We start from the raw sequence: 26,260 nt of genomic DNA, 5'->3' as shown, positions 1-26,260 counted from the left end.
TGCACAACAAGAAGGGAAGCAAACTATGGGAAATCAAGATGGAGCATTAAAGGAGAAAGTTTTAAAATCAGAAGTTGTGTCAGTTATTACTAAAGTAATGGCTATTGAACCTGAAGAAATAAAGAATATTACGTACCTAAAAAAAGGGATGACAAATGATTCGTTTAAATTTGAAGTCAAAGATAAGAGCTATATTATTCGAGTTCCAGGTGCAGGTACGGATAAACTAATCAATCGATCAAATGAATACAATGTGTATGGAGTGTTAAAAGGAAAAAAGATAAGCGACAACATTATTTATATCTCGAATGATAGCGGTATCAAAATAACGGAGTTCTGGGAAACAGCAAGAGTGAGCGATCCTTTTGATAAACAGGATGTAGAACGTTGTATGGATAAATTAAGAGAATTTCACAACAGCGACTTAAAAGTTTCTCATTTTTTTGATCCTTTTAAAGAAATCAAATTTTACGAAAGTTTATGGAAGGGCGAACCATCGATGTTTGAAGACTACGTCAAAGTGAAAGAACGAGTTATGTCTTTGGAGAAACTAATCGATCAATTGTCTAAAGAACTTGTCTTAGCTCATATAGATTCTGTTTCAGATAATTTTTTATTTGTAGAGGATGAGGTATTCGTCATTGATTGGGAATACGCTGCTATGCAAGATCCACACTTCGATGTAGCTATGTTTGCTATTTATTCACTATACAGCAGAGAACAAACTGATTTTTTAATTGATCGTTATTTTTCTGGCAACTGTACAACTGAAACAAGAATGAAAATTTATAGTTATATGGCAGTAGGCGGATTGCTTTGGAGTAACTGGTGTGAGTATAAGAGTGCATTAGGAGTAGATTTTGGGGAATATGCTTTAAAACAATATGAATTTGCTAAAGATTATTACGCCATTGTTGTAAATGAATTTTTACCAAAGGCAAATGCTAAATTAAAATAATGTGAGTTAGAAAAATGAAGGGATAAATGAAATGAAAGTAAAAGAAGAAACACCACTTAAAGTCGAGAATGCGGTCATTATGGCTGCAGGACTTTCTTCTCGATTCGCACCAATTTCTTACGAATATCCAAAGTCTTTAATAAAAGTTAAAGGCCAAGTTTTGATAGAACGACAGATTCTTCAATTAAAAGAAGCTGGAATCGATGATATCACGATTGTTGTTGGGTATAAAAAAGAACTATTTTATTATCTAATTGATGAATTTCAGGTGAAGTTAGTTGAAAACCCTGATTATGCTAGCCGTAACAATCATTCAACGATCTACGCTGTAAGAGAAAAACTTGGAAATACCTATATCTGTTCAGCAGATAACTACTTTACTCAAAATGTTTTTGAGACCTATGTCAATAAAGCCTATTATTCATCTGTTTATGAAGAAGGAAAAACGAATGAATGGTGTATCGAAACCGATGAAACTGGTCTAATAACGGATTTGAAAATAGGCGGAAAAGATAAGTGGATCATGTTAGGACATGTATTTTTTTCTCGTGATTTTTCAAAGAAATTTGTAAAGATTTTAGAAGATGTCTATGAAAATCCTGAAACAAAGAATCTTTTATGGGAAAGCATTTATTTAGATCATATTAACGAGTTAGATCTATATATTCGCGAATATTCTGAGGAAATCATATTTGAATTTGACACATTAGATGAGTTGAGAACATTTGATCCTCATTACATTTATTCTACAGGCTCAATAATTTTAAAGTCTATTTGCGAGCAGTTGAATTGTAAAGAAAGTGATATCACACGTCTCTCTCCAATAAGAGAGGATGGCGAAACGATCGGTTTTGATTGTTTTATAAAAGATACTGCTTATTCCTATTTCTATGAAACAAAAGAATTATTAATATACAGATCTTGATAAAATTGTTTAGGAGAATGACCTATGACATATGGTTTATTAGCAGGTTTTTTTTGGGGGTTAGACACAGTTATATTGGGGATTGCCTTAGTTATGTCACCATTTTTATCAACTGAACAAGCGATTTTGTTAGCTCCGTTCATCAGCACATTTATCCACGATTTTTGCTCGTCACTATGGATGTTGTGCTATATGGGTATCAAAAAGGAATCAAAAAAAATACTAGCTGCTCTAAAAACTAGAAGTGGAAAAGTAATTGTTCTGGCAGCTTTAATGGGTGGTCCAATCGGGATGACGGGTTATGTTCTATCGATAAGTTATATCGGAGCAGCATACACAGCAATCATTTCGGCTTTGTTTCCAGGAGTTGGTGCACTCTTATCTTATATCTTTCTAAAAGAAAAAATGAGAGGTTATCAGATAGCTGGATTAACCGCTAGTATTTTGGGTGTTATTGCTTTAGGCTATTCACCAGGTGGCAACGAATCAACGAATATGCTTTTAGGATTCTTGTTCGCACTTATGTGTGTTATTGGATGGTCGTCGGAAGCTGTTATCATCGCTTATGGATTAAAGACGCAAGAAATTAGTGATAGATTAGCTCTTCAGATAAGACAGCTGACATCGGCAATCTTTTATGGAGCAATTATTATACCAGTTATCGGAGGTTGGTCATTCACCTTATCTATACTATCAACAAAAACAGCGGCCATTATTTTGTTGGCTGCATTATTTGGAACTACCTCGTATCTATTCTATTATAAAGCCATTAATAAAATTGGTGCTTCTAAAGCAATGGCTTTGAATATAACGTATTCTGCCTGGTCAATTGTTTTTGGAGCAATCATCTTGAATGAAGAAGTATCTCTAAGAAGTATTATTTTTGCATTGATCATTGTAGGTGGATCAGTTACTGCAGCAACTGATTTGGAAGAAATAGTTAAGTTTAAGAAAAAAGCTATTATCTAAACAGATAGTAGTAGTTGCAAATGGGTGCAGATTCTTTGTATAATCGAAGGAAAATCGCTAAAGTTATATGCGTTATAAATGAATTAGATTATTCAATTAATCAATCAATCAAAAAAAGAAAGGAATGAAGGAATGGATAAATTTATGGATAGAGCAGTTAAACTTGCGGTAGAAAATGTTCGCGATGGCGGGACACCTTTTGGAGCAGTACTTGTTAAAAACGGAGAAATAATTTCTGAAGGAGTCAATGAATTGCACCACATATATGATAGTAGTGGACACGCAGAAATGTTGGCGATACGTAAAGCACAAGAAGAGCTTAAGACCCTTGACCTATCGGATTACACCATGTATGCCAGTGGCGAACCATGTCCGATGTGCTTATCTGTTATGTACTTATCTGGAATAAAACAAGGCTACTATTGTGAATCAGTTGAAGCAGCAGCAGAAATTGGATTAGGTGCTTCTAAAGTTATTTATGAAGATTTTAAAAAAAACAAAGCAGAACGCAAACTTTCCATGAAGCAAATGCCGTTAGAACCAGGACAAGAAAATCCAATGGAGATATGGGCAGAAAAAAATACCAAATAAGAAATGCAACAGATTTCAAAAACTTAAGGGATTGCAATATTCATTTATTGTCGTTTCCTAAGTTTTTTTGTTAGATTCATTAGGGTAGTTGAGCAGACACTAGCTGGATAAATAAAGACGGTTCTTTAACTCTTACTATGTTATAATATTGTCTACCAGTTTGTTTCAAAACAGCATTTTTGAAATATGAAATCGAAAATTATAAGGATTTAAATGAATTAAGATGAATACGATTTCTTTTAGAAAGGTGGTAAACCATGAATAAGTTTATTGAATTGAGGAATAATTATTTTGAGAAAGAACAGGATCCTTCATTCCCTTTATTTTTTTTAAAAAAATATCAAGAAGAGAATCTTGTTGGGACGTTAAATTCAGAAACAATTTTAAATCAGTTTAAAGAGATCATGCAACTCGCTACAAAAAAAGAGATAAAAGAAAGCGAAATTGTTAAAGGTCTTGCTTATTTAGGCCAAAATGACTACCTAGATCGGTATATAGTAAATTTAATTATGGACAACCATCTCCTTCTTACTAAAGAAGGTTTCGATAAAGTAGTGATCGAGCTTTTGTCTAAAGAAAAAACAGACGAATCAGTCGTTTACGCCTTAGTAGATAGTTGCATTGAATGCGATAGAGATGTATTGACTAAAGAAACGCTGGAAAACGTATTAAAATACCATATAAAGCAGTTGGATGTTTTCTCGATAGTGATAGACTATCTTTATCATTTTAAAGTAGAGGGATTCGAACAAGCGATATACGAGTGGCTGAAAGAAGATTATCCAATTAATATTAAGATACAGCTGATAGATTTATTGGTGGAACTTTATTCATTAGAAAATCTAAACTATGAAAATATTGAAAATTTGCTTCCTTTTCAAGCGAATAAAAAATTATTTACTGACTATATGGCAATTCTCAATAAGGAACAGCCTATTCAGCATAATGGGTTGACGATTTTACAATCAATGTTTTATGGCGATTTTGAAAACAGTGGAAAAGGCAACAATGGTGGAATGGCAGTATTTTTGAAGACGTTAGGAAATGAGTTGTCTAAGTCAAAAGAAGTTTCGTTAGTTGTGACATTAACGATCACAAATGAATGGTCACATAATCAATCACTTATGAATTTTTACTCTGATAACCATTTATTTCTGAGAGCTCCTATTTATATAGATGCAACAAATAAAGATCCTTTTTTAAAAAAGGAACAATTTATTAAAAGAGCTATCGATAGGTTCCTAATAAAATTAGAGATTGAACCAGATATTTTTCATGTTCGCTATTTAGATAATGCGTCTAGAGCAGTAGCACTTTTAAGTAAGCAATTAGGTAAGAGGCTAGTTTTTACCTTAACACCGGATCCACATCGTAATATGACCAATAATGATGGGACGTTAAAAGCTTTTGATGCGAATGAATATTTTCAAAAACTGAATAAAATAAAGATAGGCGACGAATTAATTTCTGAAAGTGATCAAATAGTTGGAATAGGTGATCATACGGTAGGAAAAGAACTAGAATCCTATTTTCCACAATTACTCAAAGAAGATAAAAAAGATGCATTGTGGATGATCAGTGAAGGAATAAAAGCAGGTGGAAATCCAGAAAATACTGATGAGAAATTAAATAGCTACAAAGAATTAAAGGGAATTAATTTAAAAAAAGAATTCTTTGACAGACCAATCATTTTAAATGTAGGTAGATTAGAGCAACTAAAATCTCAAGATGAGTTGTTAAAAGCATGGGGGAATTCGAGTATTTCGGATGTGTATAATTTATTGTTGATTGGTGGAGATTTAGAAAATCCTAGTACTGACGAAATGAAAATGATTCATTCTTTTGAAGAATACCTCACTGAACACCCGCATCTAAAAGATAAATTCCATCATATGGGTGCTTTGTCAAATGAAAAAATAAGAATGATTGAAAAGAAAATTATGGAGCATCAAGAAAACTATCCGCAAATTTATCTTTGTTCAAGCAAAAAAGAAGAATTTGGAATAGCTATTTTAGAAGCCTTATCACAGAAGTTCTTAGTATTGGGACCTGAAAGAGGAGGCGTAAAAAGTTATTTGGAAAATGATATCAATGGGTTTTTAATTGATACATCCAATTGGCAGACCATTTCTGAAGAAACAGAAATAATTATCCAGCGATTTACAAATAATCCGATAGCTTTTGAGAGGATACAAGATGCTGGAGAAAAAACAGTTAAAGACCGTTTTTCTATGGAAGAAATAGCTAAAGAGTTTTTATTGTTTTATTTATCTTTAGAAAGGGGAAAAGTGAATGAATACTAACCATATATTTTTTATAAGTCCTCCGTTTTATTCTCATTTTACTCCACTATTAGTTCTTGCGAAGAGTTTTAAAAAACTTGGAAAAGATGTGACGTTTGGATGCAGCAGTGAGTTTAGAGTTCAAGTCGAACAAGCAAATTTATCTTTCTACGAGATAGATATCAGTAAAAATAAAAATGTTGGCAAAGCTGAGATCACGAACCATCCTGATTCAGAAAAAGACAGATTAGATGATTTTTTTGAATCAACAAGAAAAGGAGCTATCGAAACGCTCATTACACAGTCTAAGCACAGAGAAAAAGATATGCTTTATAAACCAGAAGAACTCATTTTGAAAATCAAAAAAATAGCTGACTCTTTAGAAATAGATTTATATGTGGTGGATATTTTATCCTATGGTGTCACTTTAGGATTGTATTCTTTAGACCTTCCTTTTGTAACGTTTTGCCCACCTCATCCACGAACGATCCCAATGAGGAATGAGCATTATGGTGTTCCTAAAAATTGGCCTTCTGCAATACCTGTGGATCAAAAACAGTTAGAAGAATTAAAACAAGTTTCGAAAAAAACGCAAAATGAATTTACAACAATTTTTAATACGATGATAGAAGAAAGTTCGAGCAATCGCAAACAAATAGAAAATGCTTTTAGTTTAGTTTCAGATAGAGCGATCCTTTATAATTATTTTGATTTTGATTCTATTGAAGATGCTGAGCAATTGCCCAATAAAATCTTTATGGGTAATTGTTTTGAAGAAGAGTCATTAGATGAAGAGTGGTTAAACAAAATAAAAGGTAAAAAGAATATAATATTAATAACTCTAGGAACATTCTTATCTAATCGAGTAGATGTACTTGAAAAGCTTATAATAGGCTCAAACAAAGCAAATCAAGATTCCCTTTTGATTGTTTCAGCAGGAAGCAACGCTGAAAAATTAAACGAATATCGCTCTGATTTTGTTATTATCGAAGAATTCATTCCACAAAAAGCTCTAATGCCTTATATGGATAACGTTATTTTTCACGGAGGTTGCAATACCTTTACAGAGGCATTGTATTATGGCAAACCAATGATTATTTTACCTTTTTCAAGCGATCAATTTAATATTGCCTATGATTGTGAAAAAAGACAGTTAGCTGAAATACTTGATCCGAACACGTTCACAGAAGAAAAATTGTTGGCAGCTCTTTTAAAAATAAACAAGCAAGATAATAAAGAGATAGCGTATTGGAGCAAAATATCTAAAGATAGAGGGCCTGATTTTGCGGTCAACAATTATTAGAGAACTGTTAAAAAATAAAAAGTTGAATCTATCTGACTGAACTAAACGTTAAGTGTGTGTTATAAGTATAAATTAGGAGCTGATCAAATGAACTTTCTTTCTTCGATAAAGAGAAATGAACCCGTTAATAGAAGCAAGTATGATGTAGATGGTATTCCCCCTTTAAGAGAAGCTGTTCCGTTAGGGTTGCAACATATCTTCGCCATGTTTTTAGGCAATATAGCTGTTCCGATAATCGTAGCAAAAGTAGTTGGGATCTCAGGTAGAGACTTGACCGTGCTAGTCCAAAGTGCAATGGTTATGGCTGGAGTAGCGACATTAATACAATGTTACCCAATCTGGAAAGTAGGAGCTAAGCTTCCTGTTGTAATGGGAAGCAGTTTTGGCTTTTTGCCAACGAATATTTCAATCGCTAGTGGATACGGTATCTCTGGGTTATTAGGAGCTACATTCGTTGGCGGGCTCTTTTGTGCCGGATTAGGATTTATTTTACAACCCTTGAGACGTTTTTTTCCAAAAGTGGTTACGGGAACAGTCGTGTTGACGATTGGTTTATCCTTACTTCCAACAGGTATTCAGGCTATGGCCGGTGGGAATGGGTCTGAAACATTTGGCTCAATGAAAAATTGGTTGGTTTCTTTGTTTGTCATGTTTTTAGTTTTACTTCTAAATCAATTCGGTAAAGGTATGGCTAAAACATCATCGATTTTAATTGCTATTGTTATAGGATATATCGTGGCGGTTGCACTTAACATGGTAGAATTTGGCCCAATAAGAGAAGCAACTTGGTTTTCATTGCCTCAACCTTTTTATTTTCCGTTGACGTTTCAATGGGGTGCCATCGCACCTATGTTGATTATGTTTGTTGTTACAGCAGTAGAAACAGTTGGAGATGTTACCGCAATAACGATGGGTGGATCAGATAGAGAGCCAACAGATAAAGAACTATCTGGATCTATCATAGCAAATGGAGTGACTTCTGCTTTAGCAGCTATGTTTAATTCTTTACCGAACACCTCTTTTAGTCAAAATGTAGGGATGATTTCTTTTACTAAGATGATGAGTCGTTATATTGTAGCGGTTGGATCAGTCTTTTTAATAGCTGCTGGGTTAGTGCCTAAATTTGGAGCGATGATTTCTACTTTACCTCAAGCAGTTATTGGTGGAGCTTCTATTATCATCTTTTCTCAAATTACTCTAACAGGAATTGGTATATTAACGGCAGAGCCTTTAACTGATCGTTCAAAAGTGATTATTGGTCTTTCTTTAGTATTTGGATTAGGATTGACCCAAGTTCCTGAAGCAATGGCAGGTTTACCAAATTTCTTAGCAGATTTATTTGGGGGATCGGCAATTGTGATAGCTTGTTTAGTGGCATTGGTCTTGAATATTATTATGCCTGCAGAACCTATGACAAAGGCTGAAGTTTAAATAGTTAAACAACTAACTTGTAAAATGAATTTTAAAGAAGAAATGAAGTATCGTGAGGAATAATTGGTTCTACATCAAATGGTGTAGATACTTGAAAAAAATCTTCTGGAATGAATGGGTTTGCTTTTGGAGAGCCAAGGGAAAGTCAGAAGCCTAAAACCAAAAGTGTATCATGGTTGTTGCTGCTTTAGCAGCTTACAAAAATGATACACTTGGGCGTTATTTGCCCACAGTGCTTCATTTTAGGCTACAAGCAACCCTATTCCTCCATAATTTTTAGTGTTGATACAATTAGAGTAATTCTATCAATACTAAAAATGATAGATCTGAGTAACTATAATAATATATTAATTTTGCGAAAGCTTCTCCTTTCTTTATAGGTAACAAATAGCTATACTTAAGTAAGTACATTGAAAGAAAGTAGGAGATAAAATGATCGAGAAGTATGATTATATTGCTATCGGTGGCGGAAGTGGCGGAATAGCTTCTATCAATCGTGCAGGAATGCATGGGGCTAAAGGCGCACTAATAGAAAGCAATGTTATCGGTGGAACATGTGTCAATGTAGGATGTGTACCTAAAAAAATTATGTGGCACGGAGCACAAATGATGGATGAGATGAATTTATATGCTTCCGATTATGGGATCGATATACCTTCGAAAAATTTGAATTTTTCCAAGTTAGTTGAAAATAGAGAAGCTTTTATTGAACGATTACACGGTAGTTATGAGAATGGGTTAGCTAGTAATGATGTTGATTTAATAAACGGCTATGCGAAGTTTATTGATAATAAAACCGTTGAAGTAAATGGAAAACAATATACGGCAGACCACATTCTTATTGCGACAGGTGGACAATCAGAATTTCCAACTATTCCAGGAGCTGAATATGGTATAGATTCGGATGGCTTTTTTGAACTAACAGAATTGCCAAAACGAACAGCAATCGTAGGAGCAGGTTACATCGCAGTAGAATTAGCAGGTGTATTGCATGGATTAGGATCTGATACACATTTATTTGTTCGCCAGCACGCACCATTAAGAAATTTTGATTCGATTATAGTTGAGGGATTACTGGAAACAATGGAACGAGAAGGGGCTACTCTTCATACGTATGCGACTCCTGAAAAAGTAGAAAAGAATGATGATGGCAGCCTGACTCTTTATTTAGAAGATGGAACAACTCATGAAACTGACACGCTTATCTGGGCAATCGGTCGCAAGCCAAATACAGAAAATTTAAATTTAGAATCGACGGATGTTAGCGTTAATGATGGTGGATATATTATTGTGGATGAATTTCAAAATTCAACGGCAAAAGGGATATATGCAATCGGAGATGTAACCGGCCGTGTTGAACTAACACCAGTTGCTATTGCAGCAGGAAGACGTCTTTCTGAGCGATTGTTTAATCATAAACCATTAGAGCATTTAAATTATGATAATATACCAACAGTTGTTTTTACCCACCCACCAATCGGGACAGTAGGTATGACAGAAGAACAAGCAATTGATAAGTTCGGTGAAATACAAATAAAAACATATGAGACAAGATTTACCGCTATGCACAGTTCAATTACAAAAAACAGACAAAAGACTTATATGAAACTAGTTTGCTGTGGACCGGAAGAAAGAGTTGTCGGCCTCCATGGAATGGGAACAGGAATGGATGAAATGCTTCAAGGTTTCGCTGTAGCCATTAAGATGGGTGCGACTAAAGCAGATTTTGATAACACGGTGGCTATCCATCCTACTGGAGCTGAAGAATTCGTTACAATGACTTAGTTAGGTTAGGCATGACTACTTTTGAAACTTACTTTTCCATCACGGAAGAGTGAGTTTTTTTTGTGCCTCACTTGTTCGTCAAACCAGCTTTGACGAACAAGTGAGGATTTTTTTTTGATCCACTTCTACGTGAAGAGCCGTTTCACTTAGAAGCAAGTCCTTTTTTTGGTTCTACTTGTTCATCAAAAGTCGTTTCATGGAAGAGTGGGACCTCTAATAATCGGAAAAGTTGGGGAAACAGCCAAGACAAAGAGAACACACTCTCATTTTGATGATTTGCTTCATCAAATGAGAGTGCGTTCTCTAAAAAATGCTGGAAAAAGTAGATCTTAAGGGAATAAAATTAGTCAGTACCAAGAACCATTAGGAGTATAATGGAAAACTTTGCCGTTTTTGAAAGTGATCGAAACGAAATTTTGTTTAGAATTATCATTGATCTCAATAATATTATCTACCGCATACTCGGGTGGGTTCTGTAATGTATCCATGTGACGAGCGTAAACTAAACTAAGAACCTGCAATTGTTCCTCATCTAAATCAGAATAGCCTTTGACTTGAGTTAATTTTGATAACATAACGATCCCTCCTAATCACCTATTTCTTATTCTATAATTATACTATCAATCAAAATTAAAATAAAAAAATGTGTCTCAGATATCTTTTATTTTAAAAATTCTGATTTATCAAATTAAGCTAGACAAAATATCTTCACTCATGTAACTCAAAAATACTTCCAATGGCGTTTGATACTTCAATGATTTTCTTGGAATATTATTTCTCTTGTCTGCAACAGAGGAAACAAACGATTGGTCGACTTGATTAAAATCCATTTCTTTTGGCAAGCCATCTTTTCGGAGGAGACCGTTAGAATTTTCGTTTAAAGCGCGTTGTGAAGGTGTTCCAGGATCCGCAAAATAAATGGCGCTATCGTGGCGGTTGCATAATGATTTCCAGTTAGAAAATTCTTTTCCACAATCAAACGTGATAGAGCGGAATAAGTTTCTTGGAATGACTTGAAACCAATGATTCATAGCTGTTTCAATGTCTCTGGCCTTACGTCCATCAGATTTCAAGGTAATAATGACTTTCGACAGACGTTCCACTAACGTTATAATGGCACTTTTATGCTGGACACCTACAATGGTGTCGCCTTCTATATGGCCAAATTCTTTAGTGAATTGAGGGTAATCTTTCACTCTTTCTGCGATATTCCGCTTGAAAGCTTGTTTTCTTCGACGTTCTTTATGACCATTTGGCTTTCTTTTCCCCTTCATTGGGAGTGTGGTTTCATCAAAGATTTTTTCTTTGAATTGGCGGTAAAGGGTACGAACAGAACACTTAATGGGCTCTTCCGCCCGACCAATAATGACATCAGGAGTCCAACCTTGAGCGACTTTATCTTTAATGTAGGCCTGTTGTTTCTTTGGGAGAACGATTCTGTGACGCCCGCAACGCTTTTTATTTTCCTTGTATTGTTGGTAATACTCAAGGGCCGTATGACCTTCTTTTAAGAAGTTGATGACGGTATAAATGGGTGTACGAGTTCGGTTTAAATAAATGGCTATTTTGGCAACTGAGATATTTTTGTGGTAATAAGATTCTATCATCACTAGCTCATCCGTGATCACTCCTATGTCTTCTTTTGTCGGAAATACATTTTGAGTGTACCACGAATGGCTTTTTTTGTTGTCTAGCTTAATTTTACAATCGACGAAATAAAAAAAGTTTACAACCGAGAATTACTCTTGTTGTAAACTTTAAAATTTTAATCAATATCACTATTGATAAGATAGCTTCACGCAAGTTATGCGTAAGCCCATTCTCCATTGCTGCTATAATGAGCGATCTCGCCGTTGTCAAAACAAATGTCCATTGTTTGAAGAACATTGTTCCATATGATTTCTTTAATATTTTCTTTGGCATATTTAATGGGATCATCCAATGTATCCATATGTTGTGCGTAAACATGTGTTAACCAACTGATTTGATTTGTATCTAAATCACTGTATCCTTTTACCTGTGTGAAATCCATTGTTGATCCCTCCTTTGCAATCTGAATCTATTGTAGCGTATACAAGTGAAAATAAAAAAAGAAACGTCTTTAGTGGGAGTGAAAGATAATTTGTTTTTATAGTTAAAATGAAGATCGCCTAAAAAGAGAGCGGTTAATAATTAAAAACAAATAAGAGTAAATACTGATCAACTATTCAATATTGCTAGATATATCTGCTTTTTTGAAAGGAAACACGAACTATAAAGTGATTAATTTAATATAATATTCTTATTTTTGTTGATTTTCAAAAAAATATCTTTTATAATTAACTTGCAATGTTTAGAACCGAATATAATTAAGCGATATGGGCTTTAAGTTTCTACCGGACACCGTAAATGTTCAGACTATTGGTTCTAAATAAACTCGTTTTGGTTTATTTAGAGATTCATTAGACACATTGGAATAACTGCGATTTTTTATTTTCAATTTTTGTATTTATATTTTTAACTAGCGGTTAGGTAGAAAAACTAAAACTCATTAACTTAAATAATTAGGTTCACTTTGTAATATAAAAAAAGTGGGGAAATAGTAAAATGGAGAAATTTTTTAAGCTGAAAGAAAATGGAACGACAGTAAACACTGAAATTATGGCAGGGCTGACAACTTTCTTCGCAATGTCTTATATTATTTTTGTTAATCCGGCAATTTTATCTCTAACTGGTATGCCTACACAGGCTGTTTTCTTATCTACCATAATAGCTGCTGTTATTGGTACGTTGGTGATGGGGTTATTTGCAAATGTACCCTATGCACAAGCTCCCGGCATGGGCCTAAATGCCTTCTTTACGTATACAGTTGTTTTTGCTTTAGGTTTTTCATGGCAAGAAGCACTAGCAATGGTCTTTATCTGTGGAATAGTTAATATTCTGATTACAGTAACAAAGGTACGTAAATTGATCATTCATTCCATTCCAGAAAGTCTACAACATGCTATTAGTGCCGGAATCGGTGTCTTTGTTGCTTATATTGGAATTAAAAATGCAGGTTTTCTTCAGTTTACTTCTGAACCTGGGAACATCGAGACTATTAATAATACGCCTTTTGATGCAGCAGGTTCTTACTCTGAGGGTATCTCAAGTATTGTAACGGGTGGAGGAATTGTTCCTGCCTTAGTTAACTTTACAAATCCCGGATCTTTATTAGCGTTGATAGGTTTGATCATTACGATGATCTTACTAGTGAAAAATGTTAAAGGAGCTATTTTGATTGGGATCATCCTTACAACAATTATTGGAATCCCAATGGGCGTTGTTGATGTATCAGTCGTATCTAACCCCGCTAATTCATTAGGAAATGCTTTTTCTGAATTAGGAACAACGTTTGGTGCTGCTTTCGGTAATGAGGGAATGATTTCATTATTCACTGATGCAGCTCGCTTACCGTTAGTCATCATGACGATTTTTGCTTTTAGTTTGTCTGATATATTTGATACGATTGGAACTTTTATTGGGACTGGTCGCAAAACAGGAATATTTACTGCAGAAGATGAACTAGCACTAGACAACAGTACAGGATTCAAAACAAAAATGGACAAAGCATTATTTGCAGATGCGATTGCAACTTCTGCAGGAGCTCTTTTTGGAACATCTAATACAACGACTTATGTTGAAAGTGCAGCTGGTATTGCAGCTGGTGGAAGAACAGGTTTAACAAGTGTAGTGGTAGCTGTATTATTCTTATTGACAAGCTTATTTTCACCACTTGTAGCACTAGTACCAACTCAAGCAACCTCTGCCTCATTGATACTAGTTGGTGTAATGATGATGTCATCATTCTTAGAAATCAATTGGGATAATTTAGAAGAAGCTATTCCAGCATTTTTTGCTTCAATTTTTATGGGATTATCTTATAGTATCTCATATGGTATTGCTGCTGGATTCATTTTCTATGTTATTGTTAAAGTGGCTAAAGGGAAAGCAAAAGACATCCACCCGGTTTTATGGGTCTCAACTGGATTGTTTGTTTTGAATTTCTTGATCATGGCCTTCATTTAAACGAAGTATGATGAAGTGATTCGGCTTTGCCTCTAGAACTTGGTATAAAATAAACAGTCAGATATAAAAAAATCATCTTGATCAAAGCAGTAGAAAACTGTATTGGTCAAGGTGATTTTTTGCTGATGTATAAAATACTTCTCAAGTTGGATGGCAAAGTCTTAGATTTCTTGTACAATAAACGAATTAAATAGAAAAAGGGGAATGGCAATGAATGATTTAAATGAAATACTGGTTAAATCGATAAAGGGGATCAAAGGATATTTTAAAGCAGAATTAAAATTAGCTGCATTGACATTTGTTTTGCTATGTATCGGCTTTTTCATTATAGGGGTTGATTATTGGGGAATAAAAGCATTAGGAATTGCTGTGGTAGACATCATTCCTATAGTAGGAAGTGGGATCATCATGATTCCGTGGGCACTTATCCACTTCTTGATTGGGAATACAACGATTGCTTGGCAATTAGGTTTAGTTTATATCATCATTACTGTGATTCGCCAAATCGCTGAACCGTTTGTTACAGGAAGAGAAATCGGTGTAAGTCCGCTTTATACATTTATCTCAACTGCTGTATGCATGCTGATTTTTGGACCTATAGGAGCACTAGTAGGAGCAGCGGCAGCCATTGTTATAAAGGCTATTTATGAGGTGAAAATGATCCGAGAAAGTGATTCGAGTAATCCGAAAAACTAAAAAAGAAAATGACTTTTTTTCTTTAATTGTATAATGTCAGGTGTGGATAAATAAATTCATCCACACCTGTTTTTTATACCAAAAATAGTTCAGTCTACTCGCTTATTTAGAATTTCTGTAGGAATGGGGGGTATTTGTAGCCGTGAAAAGGGTTCGATGTCAATGACAGAGCTTTAGCAATCACGCTTTGTTTGAGGGAAGGGTGACTAAATTGGTTAAACAATCGTTTTCTTTAAAGGAGAATGAAATCTTTTCCTTTACCGAGAAATATTAATCTTGCTTAAAATACCCGTACATTTTAAAGCCGTCATCTTTAGGTTGATAGCCAATGTCTACTCTAGCTTGATCGATATCTAAACGCGGAAAAGTGTTATTTGAAACACCATTGACTAGTAAGAAAGGTTGTTTCAAGGTTGCTCTTAAACAACAGTCAACGAGATGGCACATATCTCTGCTCGACAAGTAATCTGACATTGCTCCAGGGTCATCTTTTGCAGGAATATCATCATCTCTAAAGGCACCAATTCGAATACCAATCGATTCTAATCCAGTTGTAAAAGCGTAATGACTGGCTAACCCTTCTAAGTAAACTTTAGATACACCGTAGAGATCTGCGGGCCGGACCGGATCAGTTGTAGCAACTTGCACATTTTGTGGATAAGCATCGACAGCGTGGATCGAACTAGCAAAAATAATGCGTTTGATGGAATTATTTTTTGAAGCTTCCAGATAAAGGTTATGCGGAATTTTATAATTCAAATCTAAAAGACTGTCATAAAATTTTGCATCGGGACTAGGATCGCCAGCTAAATGGATGACGTATTCAATCCCATTCAATAGATCTTTCCAATTTTCTAAAACAGATAAATCCAATTTTTTTGTTACGGTACCTTTTACAAGTTCTTTATCAGGATCAGAAAAAGCAATATCAACTAAGGTTAATTGATGTTCTTTTTTTAAATGAGTCGTTAACACTCTGCCGATCCTTCCTACAGCTCCAGTAATCAAAATTTTAGCCATGCTAGAACCTCCCTAATGAAATTAAAGTAGCTAAGTTAAAAAAGGATACCACGTTAGCAGTACCCTTTGGGGGAAACAGAATTAATAATTATTTGTCGTTCTTGTCATCAAAGTCGTGTTTTGCTTCGCCGACCTTTTTTTCAACTTCGCCTTTAGCTTTTTGAGCTTTACCTTCAGCTTGTTTGCTGCGATCGTTTGTAGCATCGCCATAAGAATCTTTAGCTTTACCAAAAACCTTATCTTTCATACCTTTAATTTTATCTTTCATGCCATCATTTTTTTCCATGTTCAATTCCTCCTGTAATGCTAAAATTTTTATGGAAATAAGTGTATCTATTACAAATAGTTCATCAGAACGATTTAGTATTTGGAAATTAAATAGAAATTATCTTACAGGTGAAGCATAACTTTTTAAAAACGGAAAATCAACTAATACGCTTTCAAAATACTAGTTGAAAATTAGAGATTTAAGTTTTTGCGAAATATGTGCTAAAATAAAATTATTATAAAGGACTAGTCGTATAAAAAAAGGAGCCGTTTCATGAAGGTATTGGCAATAGATACATCTAATCAAGCAATGAGTATTGCAGTATTAGATCAAGAAAAAGTTATAGGGGAAATCACAACAAATATCAAACGCAATCATAGCGAGCGCTTAATGCCTGCGATTGATGAATTAATGAAAGATGTTAAATGGCAACCCAGTGAGCTAGATCGGATAGTAGTGGCTAAAGGACCTGGATCATATACAGGGTTACGAATTGGTGTAACGATCGCCAAAACGTTAGCTTGGACGCTTGGGATCGAACTAGTAGGAATCTCTAGTTTGAAAATGTTAGCTGGGAATTGCGAAGCTTCACCACATTATTTGGTGCCTTTATTTGATGCCCGCCGTAAAAATATTTATACTGGTTTGTATCAATGGCAAAATGGAGAATTGATTCAAATAGAAGCAGACAAACATATTTCAGCAGAACAATGGGCTGAATATTTAAGCAATAAAGAAGGAACATTCGAATTGATTGGAGAAGATCGTTTCTTATATAAAGACACATTTGAACGTTATCTAATGAACCGGGTGTATGAAGCTCCATTAAAGGATCACCTTCCAAAAGCTAGTGTATTAGGTTTGTTAGGCCTAAAGGAAGAGCCTGTCGATGCTCACACGTTTACTCCTGATTATTTGAAATTAGCAGAAGCGGAGGAGAATTGGCGTAAAGAACACCCAGATCAACTGGAGGAAGCTTATGTTGAAAAAATTTAAGCAGTGGTTTAGAAATGAAGAAATTGATTTACTTAGTCAACCTGAGTTTAGCAAAAACTTAGCTAAACGATCAAGATTAGAAAGAGAAACCATTCAATTAAGTGATGGTTCCTTTTTGAAGGCATCGATCGGCACAGTATCAGATATTGCAGATATTCTAAAGATCGAATCACTTTGCTACAATGGTAAAACGCCTTGGAACAAAAAAGCGTTAGAAGATGAAATAAAAAATAACACTCGAGCTATTTATTTGATCGTTCGAGAGTCTAATAAGGCTATCGGGTTTATTGGTGCCTGGTTAGTCGAAGAAGAAACACATATCACAAATATAGCTGTCATTCCAAACTGCCAAGAGCGAGGTGTCGCTACTTTCTTGATCACAGAATTGCAAAAAATTTCTCAACATGAAGGCATGCAAAAAATTAGTTTAGAGGTTCGTATCTCAAATGAGAAGGCCCAACGCCTATATGACAGGCTAGGGTTTCAAAAAGAAAAGATAAAAAAAGACTACTATACCGGTGATTTAGAAGATGCACTGGAAATGAGTAAATTCTTATGACAGATCAACTAACGAACGAGCAGTATAAAAATGAAAAAGCTATTTTTTTGTTCAATCAAAGTACACGATTAACCGAACATGAATTGTTTCAATTGGCTGAGAATAGTTACCCAAAGGGAAGTCCTTGGCCTGTTGAAACGTATAAGAGTGAATTAACAGAAACCTACAGTGAATACGGGATCGTTCTACAACAAGGAAAAAAAGTTGGGTTTATAGGGTATACACAGCTTTTTGATGAAGTAGAAATAACAACATTTGGCATTCTGAAGGCATTTAATAACCAAGGGATCGGTCAATTGTTTTTACAGTCATTTATAGCATTTTTAAAAGACAAAGAAGTTAAAATGATCTTTTTAGAAGTGCGAGAGCAGAATAAGCCTGCAATTACCGTCTATGAAAAAGCAGGTTTTAAAACGATTGCCGTTCGTAAAAATTATTACCATGATCCAATAGAAAATGCCTTGATCATGCAATTAAGTATGTAAAAAGAGTCTATTAAAGAAAGAGTGAAAGTATGTCTATAAAAAGAAATTTAATTTTAGCTGTTGAATCTAGTTGTGATGAAACCAGCGTTGCCGTGGTTGAAGATGGGACGACCGTTCATTCAAATATTGTTGCATCACAAATAAAGAGCCATATGCGTTTTGGCGGTGTAGTACCTGAGATAGCCAGTCGTCATCATGTTGAACAAATCACCCAATGCATTGAGGAGGCTATGACTGAAGCGAGCGTTAGTTATAAAGAACTTTCAGCAGTAGCCGTTACACAAGGACCAGGCTTAGTGGGAGCTCTTTTAATTGGTGTTAATGCAGCTAAAGCTGTTGCTTATGCTCACCAATTGCCATTGATCGCTGTTGATCACATGGCAGGACACATTTATGCTAATCGTTTGATCAAACCGCTTGTTTTCCCACTGATAGCGCTTGTTGTTAGTGGAGGGCATACTGAATTAGTTTATATGAAAGAAGATGGAGATTACACGATCATTGGAGAAACAAGAGACGATGCAGCAGGAGAAGCCTACGATAAAATCGGACGAGTATTAGGTTTAGCTTATCCTGGCGGGAAGAAAATTGATGAGATGGCTCAACTTGGAGAAGATACATATCATTTTCCAAGAGCTATGATGAAAGAAGATAATTATGATTTTAGTTTTAGCGGACTAAAAAGTTCTTTTATCAATACGGTTCATAACGCCAACCAAAAGGGAGAACCGTTAAATGACATCAACTTAGCAACTAGTTTTCAAGCAAGTGTCATTGAAGTTTTAGTTTCAAAAACGCTTAGAGCGGCTAAAGAATTCAAAGTGAAACAGTTGCTTTTAGCTGGGGGAGTAGCTGCAAATAAAGGTTTGCGTGATACTCTAACGAAAGTAATGGCTGAAGAATTGCCAGATGTGGAATTAGTTATTCCACCTTTAGCGTTTTGCGGGGATAATGCAGCTATGATTGGAGCAGCTGCATCCATCCAGTATCAAAAAAATCAATTCACAGATTATGCATTGAATGCTAAGCCTGGTCTAACATTTAATTAAAAACAAAAAGGAAATTGGGATAATGATCCAATTTCCTTTTTGTTTTTAAAATTATTGTAATTCTTCTAATTTCAAGCTTTTTTCTTCCCACTCATTCACTAAATTATCGAGTTTTTCTTGAGCAATCGTCATCTCTTCGTTCAGTTCTTGCACACGCAGATGGTCTCCAAATATCTCTGGATCGATTAATTGGGTTTCATAGTTCGTAATGGCAGTCTCAAGAACCTCCATTTCCGATTCGATCGATTCAATACGACGTGTTAACTGACGAAGCATTTTTTGTTCAGCTTTGTTGGTTTCTCGGTTTGCTTTAATCGTTGGAGGCAATTCAACTTTAGACTTTTTAACGGTCTCAGCTTCAGCCAATAAACGAAGCTCTTCTTGTTCAGCTTTCTTTTCAAGATAATAGTCATAATCACCTAAATAAAGAGTACTGCCATTTTCAGAGAGCTCAACGACAGTTGTCGCGATTCGATTAATGAAGTAACGGTCATGAGAAACAAATAACAGCGTCCCATCAAAATCGATCAAGGCATTTTCTAAAACTTCTTTACTATCAATATCCAAATGATTCGTAGGCTCATCTAAAACGAGAAAATTATCCTTATTCATTGCTAGTTTAGCTAAAGCTAGGCGCGCTTTTTCTCCACCACTCAACGAAGAAACAGCTTTTTCTACGTCTTCGCCTGAAAATAAGAAACTGCCTAAAATAGAACGAATATCTTTTTCAGGAGTAGTTGAATGATCGTCCCAAAGTTCTGCTAAAACCGATTTTGTTGAATTTAAATCAGATTGTTCTTGATCATAATAACCCAGTAAGACATTTGTACCAATGTGCTTCTCACCTTGGATCAATGGAAGTTGTCCAATAAGTGACTTCAATAATGTAGATTTTCCGATCCCATTTGGTCCGACTAATGCAATAGAGTCATATTTTCGAACATCTAAATTAACAGGGCTAGATAAAATAGTATCGTCATAACCGATTGCGCCGTTAGATAAGGTCAAAACAGCATTACCGCTCTCTTTTTCTGCTTTAAAAGAAAAATGGGCTGATTTTTCGTCTCCTTGAGGTTTCCCGATACGGTCTATTTTTTCTAACTGTTTGCGTCTGCTTTGGGCACGTTTAGTTGTTGAAGCACGCACTAAATTACGGCTGACGAAATCTTCTAACTTGGCTATTTCGCCTTGCTGCTTTTCGAATTCTTTCCATTCTTGTTCCAGTTGTGCAGCCTTTAAATCCAAATATTTTGAATAGTTTCCTTTATAATGGGAGATTTTTTTACGGCTGATCTCATAAACTTCATTTACGACCTTGTCTAGAAAATAACGGTCATGGGAAACGATCAGTAATGCGCCATCATAAGATTGTAGGTAGCTCTCGAGCCAACTCAATGTTTCGATATCCAAATGGTTAGTAGGCTCATCTAAAATCAATAAGTCTTTTTTTTCTAATAGTAATTTTGCTAAAGCCAATCGCGTTTTTTGACCACCGGAAAGTTGACTGATATGTTTAGTATAATCGGCTTCATAAAAACGAAAACCATGTAAAACAGAACGGATCTCAGCTTGATACCCAAAGCCGTTTTCCTCACGAAAACGATTTTGGATATGGTCATAGCGGTTTAAGGTTGCATGGTATAACTCTTCATTAGAAAGCAGCTCCGGGTCTCCAAGCTGTTTTTCAATAGTATGCAAGTCTCTTTCAAGTTGAATGACCGATTCAAAAACGGTTAACATTTCATCCCAAATGGTTCTTTCAGAAGTCAAACCAGTATTTTGAGCTAAATAGCCAATGCTAACTTGTTTTCCTTTAACAATTTTTCCTGCGTCAGGTTGTTCTATATCCGCAATCATTTTTAAAAGAGTTGATTTACCTGTGCCGTTTCGTCCAACTAAAGCGATACGAGAGCTTTCTTGGATTTCTAAATAAATATTTTCGAACAACACATCTGCTCCAAAATGGCGAGCAACATGTTGTGCTTGTAATAGAATCATAGTCTTGGTCCTCATTTCATCATTCTCAGTATTAGTTTAGCATAGATTTAGGTCCAGGGAAATTACAATCCATTAAAAGCTAACTATTAAGAAGCTGATTCACAAGGGTACTTGTGAATTTTTACAATATAACTAATAGTAAGTATATTAAAATGCATAGAATTTAAAAAAAGTGCTAGTATTATACCGAAAAAATGATATAATAAAAAAGTCAATTAGAAAAAGATTGTGAAGAAAAAAATATAACGAATTGTTTGTGAAAAAACAAGTGACCGATTGAAGAAGTTAAAACTAATGGCTGATGGAGGAAGAAAAGAATGGTAGAAAAGAAAATACCCAATGCAACAGCTAGACGATTGCCTATTTATTATCGCTATTTGCGATTCTTATACGATTCCGGAAAGGTACGTGTTTCTTCAACTGAATTAAGTGAAGCTATCAAAGTTGATAGTGCAACGATTCGAAGAGATTTCTCTTATTTTGGGGCTTTAGGAAAAAGAGGATACGGATATGACGTTGAAGATTTGATGAATTTTTTTAGTAAAACACTTAAACAAGACCAGTTAACGAATGTTGCTCTTATTGGAGTAGGGAACTTAGGTCGTGCTTTATTAAACTACAACTTCCATCAAAGCAATAACATGCGTATCAGTGCAGCTTTTGATATAAATGAAGAAATCGTTGGAACCATTTTAAGTGGTGTACCTATTTATCACATGGACGATATGATCGAACAATTAAAAATTCAACAAATTGAAGTTGTTATTATTACTATTCCATCAACTGTAGCGCAAGCAACAGCTGACCGATTAGTTGAAGCAAATGTTAGAGGCATTTTAAACTTTACCCCATTTAGAATTTCTGTACCAGATACTGTAAGAGTACAAAATGTTGATCTAACAAATGAACTTCAAACGTTGATTTACTTCTTGGATCATTACGAGTCAACAAAAGAATAGTTGAATGAAAAAGGAAACAAACTTTTTAAGGTTTGTTTCCTTTTTTTAGTTTATAGTAAACTTCAAGTATTTTTGAAGCCCTAATAAAGTAACTTGTAGAAAATAGGACATAGAGTACAGAGAAAAATGTCCAACCGGAGTTACCTACAGAATCAATAGCAAACCAGATGAAAACTCCCGACATCAAGTAGGTAATGATGATTTGTGTTATAAAATTACGATTTTTTATCAATTAAAAATTCCTTTCTAATATTTAGTGATCCATCAAAAGAAGGTCACTAACATAACTAGTGTGTTCATAGCAATATGGGTAATAATTGGGGTAGCAATATTTTTTGTCTTACTATATAGGAAACAAAAAACGAAAGACATAGCAGAATAGAGTAAAATATGTCCATCAAAGTGCATAAAAGCAAAGATAAGCGAACTGATCACCGCAGCACCTATTCCACCTGTAATATCGTATAGGAAACCAAAGATTACTTTTCTAAAAACAAATTCTTCCATGATCGGTCCCATAATGGAAACAATAATCATATAGATAGGATAGCTTTCTACAATCAAAAGAATATTTTGCGTATTAATAGAATCGATTGGAAGTCCCAATACCAAAATCTCAATGATATTTGCAAAATATTGCGTTAAAAGTACCAAAGGTATCCCAACAACGATCCCCCAGTAAAAAACGCTTTTTAGGGGTAAGGATGGACTTGAGGTCAACGAATTTTTTATATTGGATTTCCGATTCAGTAAAAGCATAGCAACTGCTCCTAAAGAAAAACTGACTATCGTTCCATAAATCGAAGCTTCTGTTTGGAAATTTTTTGGAGCTGCCGAAATGATGAGCACTGGTAGAAATTGTGCTATCAGATAAAACAATAGCATTGAAATCGATGTGTGACTGACTATTTTTTTCATTGTGACCAAAACCTTCTTTTTTCGAAATAAATGATTCTCATTTTTACATAGTTTAGTAAATAATTTTATCAGTACACGATAGAAAGCTCACTAATAAAATAATAGGAACCAACTCAAATTTAACTAAACTGAAAATAACTTCGCTTTACAGTATACCATAAAAGGAATACAACATATAGAAGACAAAAAATCCTTTTCGATAAAAATGATGCGATCAAAAAGGAATTGGAAGTGAGATGAAAATTCTTGCATTCTTTTCTATATTTGTTATTATAAAGAAGTAGTTTAGCACTTGAATTGTCTGAGTGCTAAAATGGAAGAAATAATTTAGACGGAGGGATTTACGTGTTAAAACCATTAGGAGATCGTGTCATTATTGAAGTTGCTAAGGAAGAGGAAAAAACAATCAGCGGTATTGTTTTACCGGGTTCAGCGCAAGAAAAACCTCAAACAGGATCAGTCATAGCTGTTGGGGAAGGTCGTATTCTAGAAAACGGCTCAACAGTAGCAGTGGCAGTAAAAGTAGGCGATACTGTGCTATTTGAAAAATATGCTGGAACAGAAGTGAAATATGACGGGAAAGAATATTTAGTGGTAAAAGAACACGATATCGTAGCAGTCATAGATTAAATAAAATAAGCAAAAACTTGAACAAACTAAATTAATGAGGTGAAGGAAAAAATGGCAAAAGATATTAAATTTTCTGAAGACGCTCGTGCATCAATGTTACGTGGCGTAGACATTTTAGCTGATATTGTTAAAGTAACATTAGGACCTAAAGGAAGAAACGTTGTTTTAGAAAAATCTTATGGCTCACCGCTGATCACAAATGATGGCGTTACGATCGCAAAAGAAATTGAATTAGAAGATCATTTTGAAAATATGGGAGCACAACTTGTTTCAGAAGTGGCTTCTAAAACAAATGATATCGCTGGAGATGGAACAACAACAGCGACTGTATTGACTCAAGCAATCGTTCGCGAAGGCTTAAAAAACGTAACGGCTGGAGCAAACCCTGTTGGGATTCGTCGTGGGATCGAATTGGCTACAAAAGTTGCGGTAGAAGAACTATTTGCTATTTCTAAACAAGTAGATTCAAAAGAATCGATTGCTCAAATTGCTGCTATTTCTTCAGGAAATACCGAAACAGGAGAATTGATCGCAGAAGCAATGGAACGCGTTGGAACAGACGGCGTTATTACGATCGAAGAATCTAAAGGGATCGAAACAGAACTAAGCGTAGTTGAAGGAATGCAATTTGATCGTGGTTACCTATCACAATACATGGTAACAGATAACGACAAAATGGAAGCTAACTTAGAAAACCCATATATTTTGATCACTGATAAAAAAATCTCTAATATTCAAGAAATTCTTCCATTATTAGAACAAATCTTACAACAAGGACGTCCATTATTAGTTATCGCTGATGATGTTGATGGAGAAGCACTTCCTACATTAGTTTTAAATAAATTGCGTGGAACATTTAATGTCGTAGCTGTTAAAGCTCCAGGTTTTGGCGATCGTCGTAAAGCGATGCTTGAAGACATTGCTATTGTAACTGGCGGAACAGTTATCACTGAAGACCTAGGTCTAGAATTGAAAGATACAACTATTGAACAATTAGGACATGCAAGTAAAGTAGTTGTGACAAAAGATGCTACTACGATTGTTGAAGGTGCCGGCTCGACTGAAACCATTTCACATCGTGTATCTTTACTTAAAGCTCAAGCAGCTGAAACAACTTCAGAATTTGATAAAGAAAAATTACAAGAACGTTTAGCTAAACTTTCTGGTGGAGTAGCTGTTATCAAAGTTGGAGCTGCTACTGAAACAGAACTGAAAGAACTTAAATTACGTATTGAAGATGCTCTAAATGCAGCTCGCGCAGCTATTGAAGAAGGAATCGTTTCAGGTGGTGGAACTGCCTTGATCAATGTTCAACGTAAAGTTTCAGAAATTGAAGCAACTGGCGATGAAGCGACTGGTGTGAAAATTGTTTTACGTGCTCTTGAAGAGCCTGTTCGTCAAATCGTCACAAATGCTGGTCTTGAAGGTTCAGTAATTGTTGAGAAATTAAAAGGCGTTGATTTGGGCGTAGGGTATAACGCAGCTACTAATGAATGGGTAAATATGATCGATGCTGGTATTATTGACCCAACTAAAGTAACTCGTTCTGCTTTACAAAATGCAGCAAGTGTTGCAGCTCTATTGTTAACAACTGAAGCTGTTGTTGCAAACCAACCAAAACCTGACGCTCCAATGGGCGGAATGGGAATGGATCCTGGCATGGGCGGCATGATGTAACCCTGTCATCTTAAAACGAATAAAATAATAAGGTTGGGATATAACCAGCCGAGAATAAGAAAGAGTGTCTGTTTATCAGGAAATTGATAAACAGATACTTTTTTTGTTATATATCGATTGTTTAAAAAATGGTGTTGGTGTTTCAAAAGAAATTTCCTCTGGAATAACGGGTTTGCTTGTGGAGAGCCATGGAAGCGCCTGAAGCCTAAAAAAAAATCTTCCAGGCTTCCAAGCCTCAAACAAAGCTTAATCGCTAAAGCGTTAAGGCTTTTTAATTCGCATTGGATTCTTTACATGGCTATAAGCAACTCCTATTCCGCCAAAAATTTCAAGTGAGTGATCAAACTGAACTGTTGACACCAAAAATTATATCTATTAATTGTTTTAAAAAATAGTATTGGCGTTCCAAAAGAAATTTCCTCTGGAATAACGGGTTTGCTTGTGGAGAGCCATGGAAACACCTGAAGCCTAAAAAGCAAGTCTTCCAGGCTTCCAAGCCTCAAACAAAGCTTAATCGCTAAAGCGTTAAGGCTTTTTAATTCGCATTGGATTCTTTACATGGCTACAAGCAAACCCTATTCCGCCAAAAATTTCAAGTAAGTGATCAAACTAAACTGTTGATACCAAAAATTATAGACCCTAAATATTTGAATCATAAAATATTTAGGGTCTATTTTTGTTTTATAGGTTTACATTTTCATGCTGACGAGGCTA

Annotated in this window: 24 protein-coding genes and 1 riboswitch; of the genes, 17 read left to right on the top strand and 7 right to left on the bottom strand. The window is 35.1% G+C overall.

Translation table 11 applies throughout. The features are described from left to right. Positions 1–25 precede the first annotated feature (25 nt). The 8 genes from BR50_RS02615 to gorA all read left to right on the top strand — a co-directional run bounded on the left by BR50_RS02615 (position 26) and on the right by gorA (position 10,244). Positions 26–958, top strand: a complete 933-nt coding sequence (locus tag BR50_RS02615; protein WP_051905717.1) for a choline/ethanolamine kinase family protein — start codon at positions 26–28, stop codon at positions 956–958. 31 nt (positions 959–989) lie between these two features. Next, on the top strand, positions 990–1,883 hold the full coding sequence (locus tag BR50_RS02610) for an NTP transferase domain-containing protein (RefSeq protein WP_051905716.1): 894 nt from the start codon (positions 990–992) through the stop codon (positions 1,881–1,883). 24 nt (positions 1,884–1,907) lie between these two features. Beyond that, positions 1,908–2,852, top strand: a complete 945-nt coding sequence (locus BR50_RS02605; RefSeq protein WP_034545962.1) for a DMT family transporter — start codon at positions 1,908–1,910, stop codon at positions 2,850–2,852. A gap of 132 nt (positions 2,853–2,984) precedes the next feature. Further along, positions 2,985–3,443 (top strand): nucleoside deaminase, encoded by a 459-nt coding sequence (locus tag BR50_RS02600; protein ID WP_034545960.1) that lies wholly within the window; start codon positions 2,985–2,987, stop codon positions 3,441–3,443. 566 nt (positions 3,444–4,009) lie between these two features. Next, on the top strand, positions 4,010–5,746 hold the full coding sequence (locus BR50_RS02595; RefSeq protein ID WP_170206177.1) for a glycosyltransferase family 4 protein: 1,737 nt from the start codon (positions 4,010–4,012) through the stop codon (positions 5,744–5,746). Next, positions 5,736–7,028, top strand: a complete 1,293-nt coding sequence (locus tag BR50_RS02590; protein ID WP_034545955.1) for a glycosyltransferase — start codon at positions 5,736–5,738, stop codon at positions 7,026–7,028. Before BR50_RS02595 ends, BR50_RS02590 begins: the two co-directional genes overlap by 11 nt. Before the next feature lie 87 nt (positions 7,029–7,115). Beyond that, a complete protein-coding gene (locus BR50_RS02585; RefSeq protein WP_051905715.1) occupies positions 7,116–8,459 on the top strand; it encodes a uracil-xanthine permease family protein in 1,344 nt (447 codons plus the stop codon). A 432-nt stretch (positions 8,460–8,891) separates the two neighbouring features. Next, on the top strand, positions 8,892–10,244 hold the full coding sequence (gene gorA / locus BR50_RS02580; RefSeq protein WP_034545953.1) for a glutathione-disulfide reductase: 1,353 nt from the start codon (positions 8,892–8,894) through the stop codon (positions 10,242–10,244). Positions 10,245–10,591: 347 nt separating this feature from the next. Here gorA and BR50_RS02575 read toward each other — a convergent pair whose 3' ends face one another. From BR50_RS02575 to BR50_RS02565, 3 genes are all read right to left on the bottom strand, one after another. Next, the gene (locus tag BR50_RS02575; RefSeq protein ID WP_034545951.1) at positions 10,592–10,819 is read right to left on the bottom strand and encodes a hypothetical protein; all 228 of its coding nucleotides are present in this window, start codon (positions 10,817–10,819) and stop codon (positions 10,592–10,594) included. Between the two features lie 108 nt (positions 10,820–10,927). Then, on the bottom strand, positions 10,928–11,851 hold the full coding sequence (locus BR50_RS02570) for an IS30 family transposase (RefSeq protein ID WP_051905808.1): 924 nt from the start codon (positions 11,849–11,851) through the stop codon (positions 10,928–10,930). A gap of 197 nt (positions 11,852–12,048) precedes the next feature. Then, the gene (locus tag BR50_RS02565) at positions 12,049–12,276 is read right to left on the bottom strand and encodes a hypothetical protein (protein ID WP_034545947.1); all 228 of its coding nucleotides are present in this window, start codon (positions 12,274–12,276) and stop codon (positions 12,049–12,051) included. A 287-nt stretch (positions 12,277–12,563) separates the two neighbouring features. After that, positions 12,564–12,664, top strand: a riboswitch (purine riboswitch). A 166-nt stretch (positions 12,665–12,830) separates the two neighbouring features. On the opposite strand from BR50_RS02565, the gene BR50_RS02560 reads away from it, so the two are divergent. Continuing rightward, the gene (locus BR50_RS02560) at positions 12,831–14,291 is read left to right on the top strand and encodes an NCS2 family permease (protein ID WP_034545945.1); all 1,461 of its coding nucleotides are present in this window, start codon (positions 12,831–12,833) and stop codon (positions 14,289–14,291) included. A 210-nt stretch (positions 14,292–14,501) separates the two neighbouring features. Next, positions 14,502–14,987 carry an AI-2E family transporter gene (locus BR50_RS02555; RefSeq protein WP_034545942.1) on the top strand — a complete coding sequence of 162 codons (486 nt, stop codon included), beginning with the start codon at positions 14,502–14,504 and terminating at the stop codon, positions 14,985–14,987. Positions 14,988–15,257: 270 nt separating this feature from the next. Here BR50_RS02555 and BR50_RS02550 read toward each other — a convergent pair whose 3' ends face one another. Then, positions 15,258–16,007: an NAD-dependent epimerase/dehydratase family protein gene (locus BR50_RS02550; RefSeq protein WP_034545939.1), complete on the bottom strand. Its 750-nt coding sequence runs from the start codon at positions 16,005–16,007 to the stop codon at positions 15,258–15,260. Positions 16,008–16,095: 88 nt separating this feature from the next. Then, a complete protein-coding gene (locus tag BR50_RS02545; protein WP_034545936.1) occupies positions 16,096–16,293 on the bottom strand; it encodes a CsbD family protein in 198 nt (65 codons plus the stop codon). A gap of 255 nt (positions 16,294–16,548) precedes the next feature. Here BR50_RS02545 and tsaB point away from each other — a divergent pair, with 255 nt between their 5' ends. From tsaB to tsaD, 4 genes are read left to right on the top strand one after another with little or no spacing between them, the layout of a single operon-like run. Then, the gene (gene tsaB, locus BR50_RS02540) at positions 16,549–17,271 is read left to right on the top strand and encodes a tRNA (adenosine(37)-N6)-threonylcarbamoyltransferase complex dimerization subunit type 1 TsaB (RefSeq protein WP_034545933.1); all 723 of its coding nucleotides are present in this window, start codon (positions 16,549–16,551) and stop codon (positions 17,269–17,271) included. After that, the gene (gene rimI, locus BR50_RS02535) at positions 17,255–17,830 is read left to right on the top strand and encodes a ribosomal protein S18-alanine N-acetyltransferase (RefSeq protein WP_034545930.1); all 576 of its coding nucleotides are present in this window, start codon (positions 17,255–17,257) and stop codon (positions 17,828–17,830) included. Before tsaB ends, rimI (BR50_RS02535) begins: the two co-directional genes overlap by 17 nt. Beyond that, the gene (rimI, locus tag BR50_RS02530) at positions 17,827–18,315 is read left to right on the top strand and encodes a ribosomal protein S18-alanine N-acetyltransferase (RefSeq protein WP_051905714.1); all 489 of its coding nucleotides are present in this window, start codon (positions 17,827–17,829) and stop codon (positions 18,313–18,315) included. Before rimI (BR50_RS02535) ends, rimI (BR50_RS02530) begins: the two co-directional genes overlap by 4 nt. A 29-nt stretch (positions 18,316–18,344) precedes the next feature. After that, positions 18,345–19,364, top strand: a complete 1,020-nt coding sequence (tsaD, locus tag BR50_RS02525; RefSeq protein ID WP_034545927.1) for a tRNA (adenosine(37)-N6)-threonylcarbamoyltransferase complex transferase subunit TsaD — start codon at positions 18,345–18,347, stop codon at positions 19,362–19,364. Between the two features lie 51 nt (positions 19,365–19,415). On the opposite strand, the gene BR50_RS02520 is transcribed toward tsaD, so the two are convergent. Continuing rightward, on the bottom strand, positions 19,416–21,362 hold the full coding sequence (locus BR50_RS02520) for an ABC-F family ATP-binding cassette domain-containing protein (protein ID WP_034545925.1): 1,947 nt from the start codon (positions 21,360–21,362) through the stop codon (positions 19,416–19,418). A gap of 317 nt (positions 21,363–21,679) precedes the next feature. Between BR50_RS02520 and BR50_RS02515 the strand changes: the two genes are divergently transcribed. Continuing rightward, positions 21,680–22,321, top strand: coding sequence for a redox-sensing transcriptional repressor Rex (locus tag BR50_RS02515; protein ID WP_034545921.1), 642 nt, complete (start codon positions 21,680–21,682; stop codon positions 22,319–22,321). Positions 22,322–22,585: 264 nt separating this feature from the next. On the opposite strand, the gene BR50_RS02510 is transcribed toward BR50_RS02515, so the two are convergent. Further along, positions 22,586–23,239 carry a CPBP family intramembrane glutamic endopeptidase gene (locus BR50_RS02510; RefSeq protein WP_034545920.1) on the bottom strand — a complete coding sequence of 218 codons (654 nt, stop codon included), beginning with the start codon at positions 23,237–23,239 and terminating at the stop codon, positions 22,586–22,588. A gap of 345 nt (positions 23,240–23,584) precedes the next feature. On the opposite strand from BR50_RS02510, the gene groES reads away from it, so the two are divergent. Next, the gene (gene groES, locus BR50_RS02505; RefSeq protein ID WP_034545918.1) at positions 23,585–23,869 is read left to right on the top strand and encodes a co-chaperone GroES; all 285 of its coding nucleotides are present in this window, start codon (positions 23,585–23,587) and stop codon (positions 23,867–23,869) included. Positions 23,870–23,920: 51 nt separating this feature from the next. Continuing rightward, on the top strand, positions 23,921–25,546 hold the full coding sequence (gene groL / locus BR50_RS02500; protein ID WP_034545916.1) for a chaperonin GroEL: 1,626 nt from the start codon (positions 23,921–23,923) through the stop codon (positions 25,544–25,546). Positions 25,547–26,260: the final 714 nt, after the last annotated feature.

This window comes from Carnobacterium alterfunditum DSM 5972, assembly GCF_000744115.1.
Lineage (GTDB): Bacteria > Bacillota > Bacilli > Lactobacillales > Carnobacteriaceae > Carnobacterium_B > Carnobacterium_B alterfunditum.
Note: the sequence above shows the minus strand (reverse complement) of the source record. Positions and strands in the feature narration are given on the sequence as shown.

What these genes read in the sequence shown, in the direction of transcription:
- BR50_RS02615 (WP_051905717.1), top strand. Translation starts at nt 26, where the DNA reads ATGGGAAATCAAGATGGAGCATTAAAGGAGAAAGTTTTAAAATCAGAA.
- BR50_RS02610 (WP_051905716.1), top strand. Translation starts at nt 990, where the DNA reads ATGAAAGTAAAAGAAGAAACACCACTTAAAGTCGAGAATGCGGTCATT.
- BR50_RS02605 (WP_034545962.1), top strand. Translation starts at nt 1,908, where the DNA reads ATGACATATGGTTTATTAGCAGGTTTTTTTTGGGGGTTAGACACAGTT.
- BR50_RS02600 (WP_034545960.1), top strand. Translation starts at nt 2,985, where the DNA reads ATGGATAAATTTATGGATAGAGCAGTTAAACTTGCGGTAGAAAATGTT.
- BR50_RS02590 (WP_034545955.1), top strand. Translation starts at nt 5,736, where the DNA reads ATGAATACTAACCATATATTTTTTATAAGTCCTCCGTTTTATTCTCAT.
- BR50_RS02585 (WP_051905715.1), top strand. Translation starts at nt 7,116, where the DNA reads ATGAACTTTCTTTCTTCGATAAAGAGAAATGAACCCGTTAATAGAAGC.
- gorA (WP_034545953.1), top strand. Translation starts at nt 8,892, where the DNA reads ATGATCGAGAAGTATGATTATATTGCTATCGGTGGCGGAAGTGGCGGA.
- BR50_RS02575 (WP_034545951.1), bottom strand. Translation starts at nt 10,819, where the DNA reads ATGTTATCAAAATTAACTCAAGTCAAAGGCTATTCTGATTTAGATGAG.
- BR50_RS02570 (WP_051905808.1), bottom strand. Translation starts at nt 11,851, where the DNA reads ATGATAGAATCTTATTACCACAAAAATATCTCAGTTGCCAAAATAGCC.
- BR50_RS02565 (WP_034545947.1), bottom strand. Translation starts at nt 12,276, where the DNA reads ATGGATTTCACACAGGTAAAAGGATACAGTGATTTAGATACAAATCAA.
- BR50_RS02560 (WP_034545945.1), top strand. Translation starts at nt 12,831, where the DNA reads ATGGAGAAATTTTTTAAGCTGAAAGAAAATGGAACGACAGTAAACACT.
- BR50_RS02555 (WP_034545942.1), top strand. Translation starts at nt 14,502, where the DNA reads ATGAATGATTTAAATGAAATACTGGTTAAATCGATAAAGGGGATCAAA.
- BR50_RS02550 (WP_034545939.1), bottom strand. Translation starts at nt 16,007, where the DNA reads ATGGCTAAAATTTTGATTACTGGAGCTGTAGGAAGGATCGGCAGAGTG.
- BR50_RS02545 (WP_034545936.1), bottom strand. Translation starts at nt 16,293, where the DNA reads ATGGAAAAAAATGATGGCATGAAAGATAAAATTAAAGGTATGAAAGAT.
- tsaB (WP_034545933.1), top strand. Translation starts at nt 16,549, where the DNA reads ATGAAGGTATTGGCAATAGATACATCTAATCAAGCAATGAGTATTGCA.
- rimI (WP_034545930.1), top strand. Translation starts at nt 17,255, where the DNA reads ATGTTGAAAAAATTTAAGCAGTGGTTTAGAAATGAAGAAATTGATTTA.
- rimI (WP_051905714.1), top strand. Translation starts at nt 17,827, where the DNA reads ATGACAGATCAACTAACGAACGAGCAGTATAAAAATGAAAAAGCTATT.
- tsaD (WP_034545927.1), top strand. Translation starts at nt 18,345, where the DNA reads ATGTCTATAAAAAGAAATTTAATTTTAGCTGTTGAATCTAGTTGTGAT.
- BR50_RS02520 (WP_034545925.1), bottom strand. Translation starts at nt 21,362, where the DNA reads ATGATTCTATTACAAGCACAACATGTTGCTCGCCATTTTGGAGCAGAT.
- BR50_RS02515 (WP_034545921.1), top strand. Translation starts at nt 21,680, where the DNA reads ATGGTAGAAAAGAAAATACCCAATGCAACAGCTAGACGATTGCCTATT.
- BR50_RS02510 (WP_034545920.1), bottom strand. Translation starts at nt 23,239, where the DNA reads ATGAAAAAAATAGTCAGTCACACATCGATTTCAATGCTATTGTTTTAT.
- groL (WP_034545916.1), top strand. Translation starts at nt 23,921, where the DNA reads ATGGCAAAAGATATTAAATTTTCTGAAGACGCTCGTGCATCAATGTTA.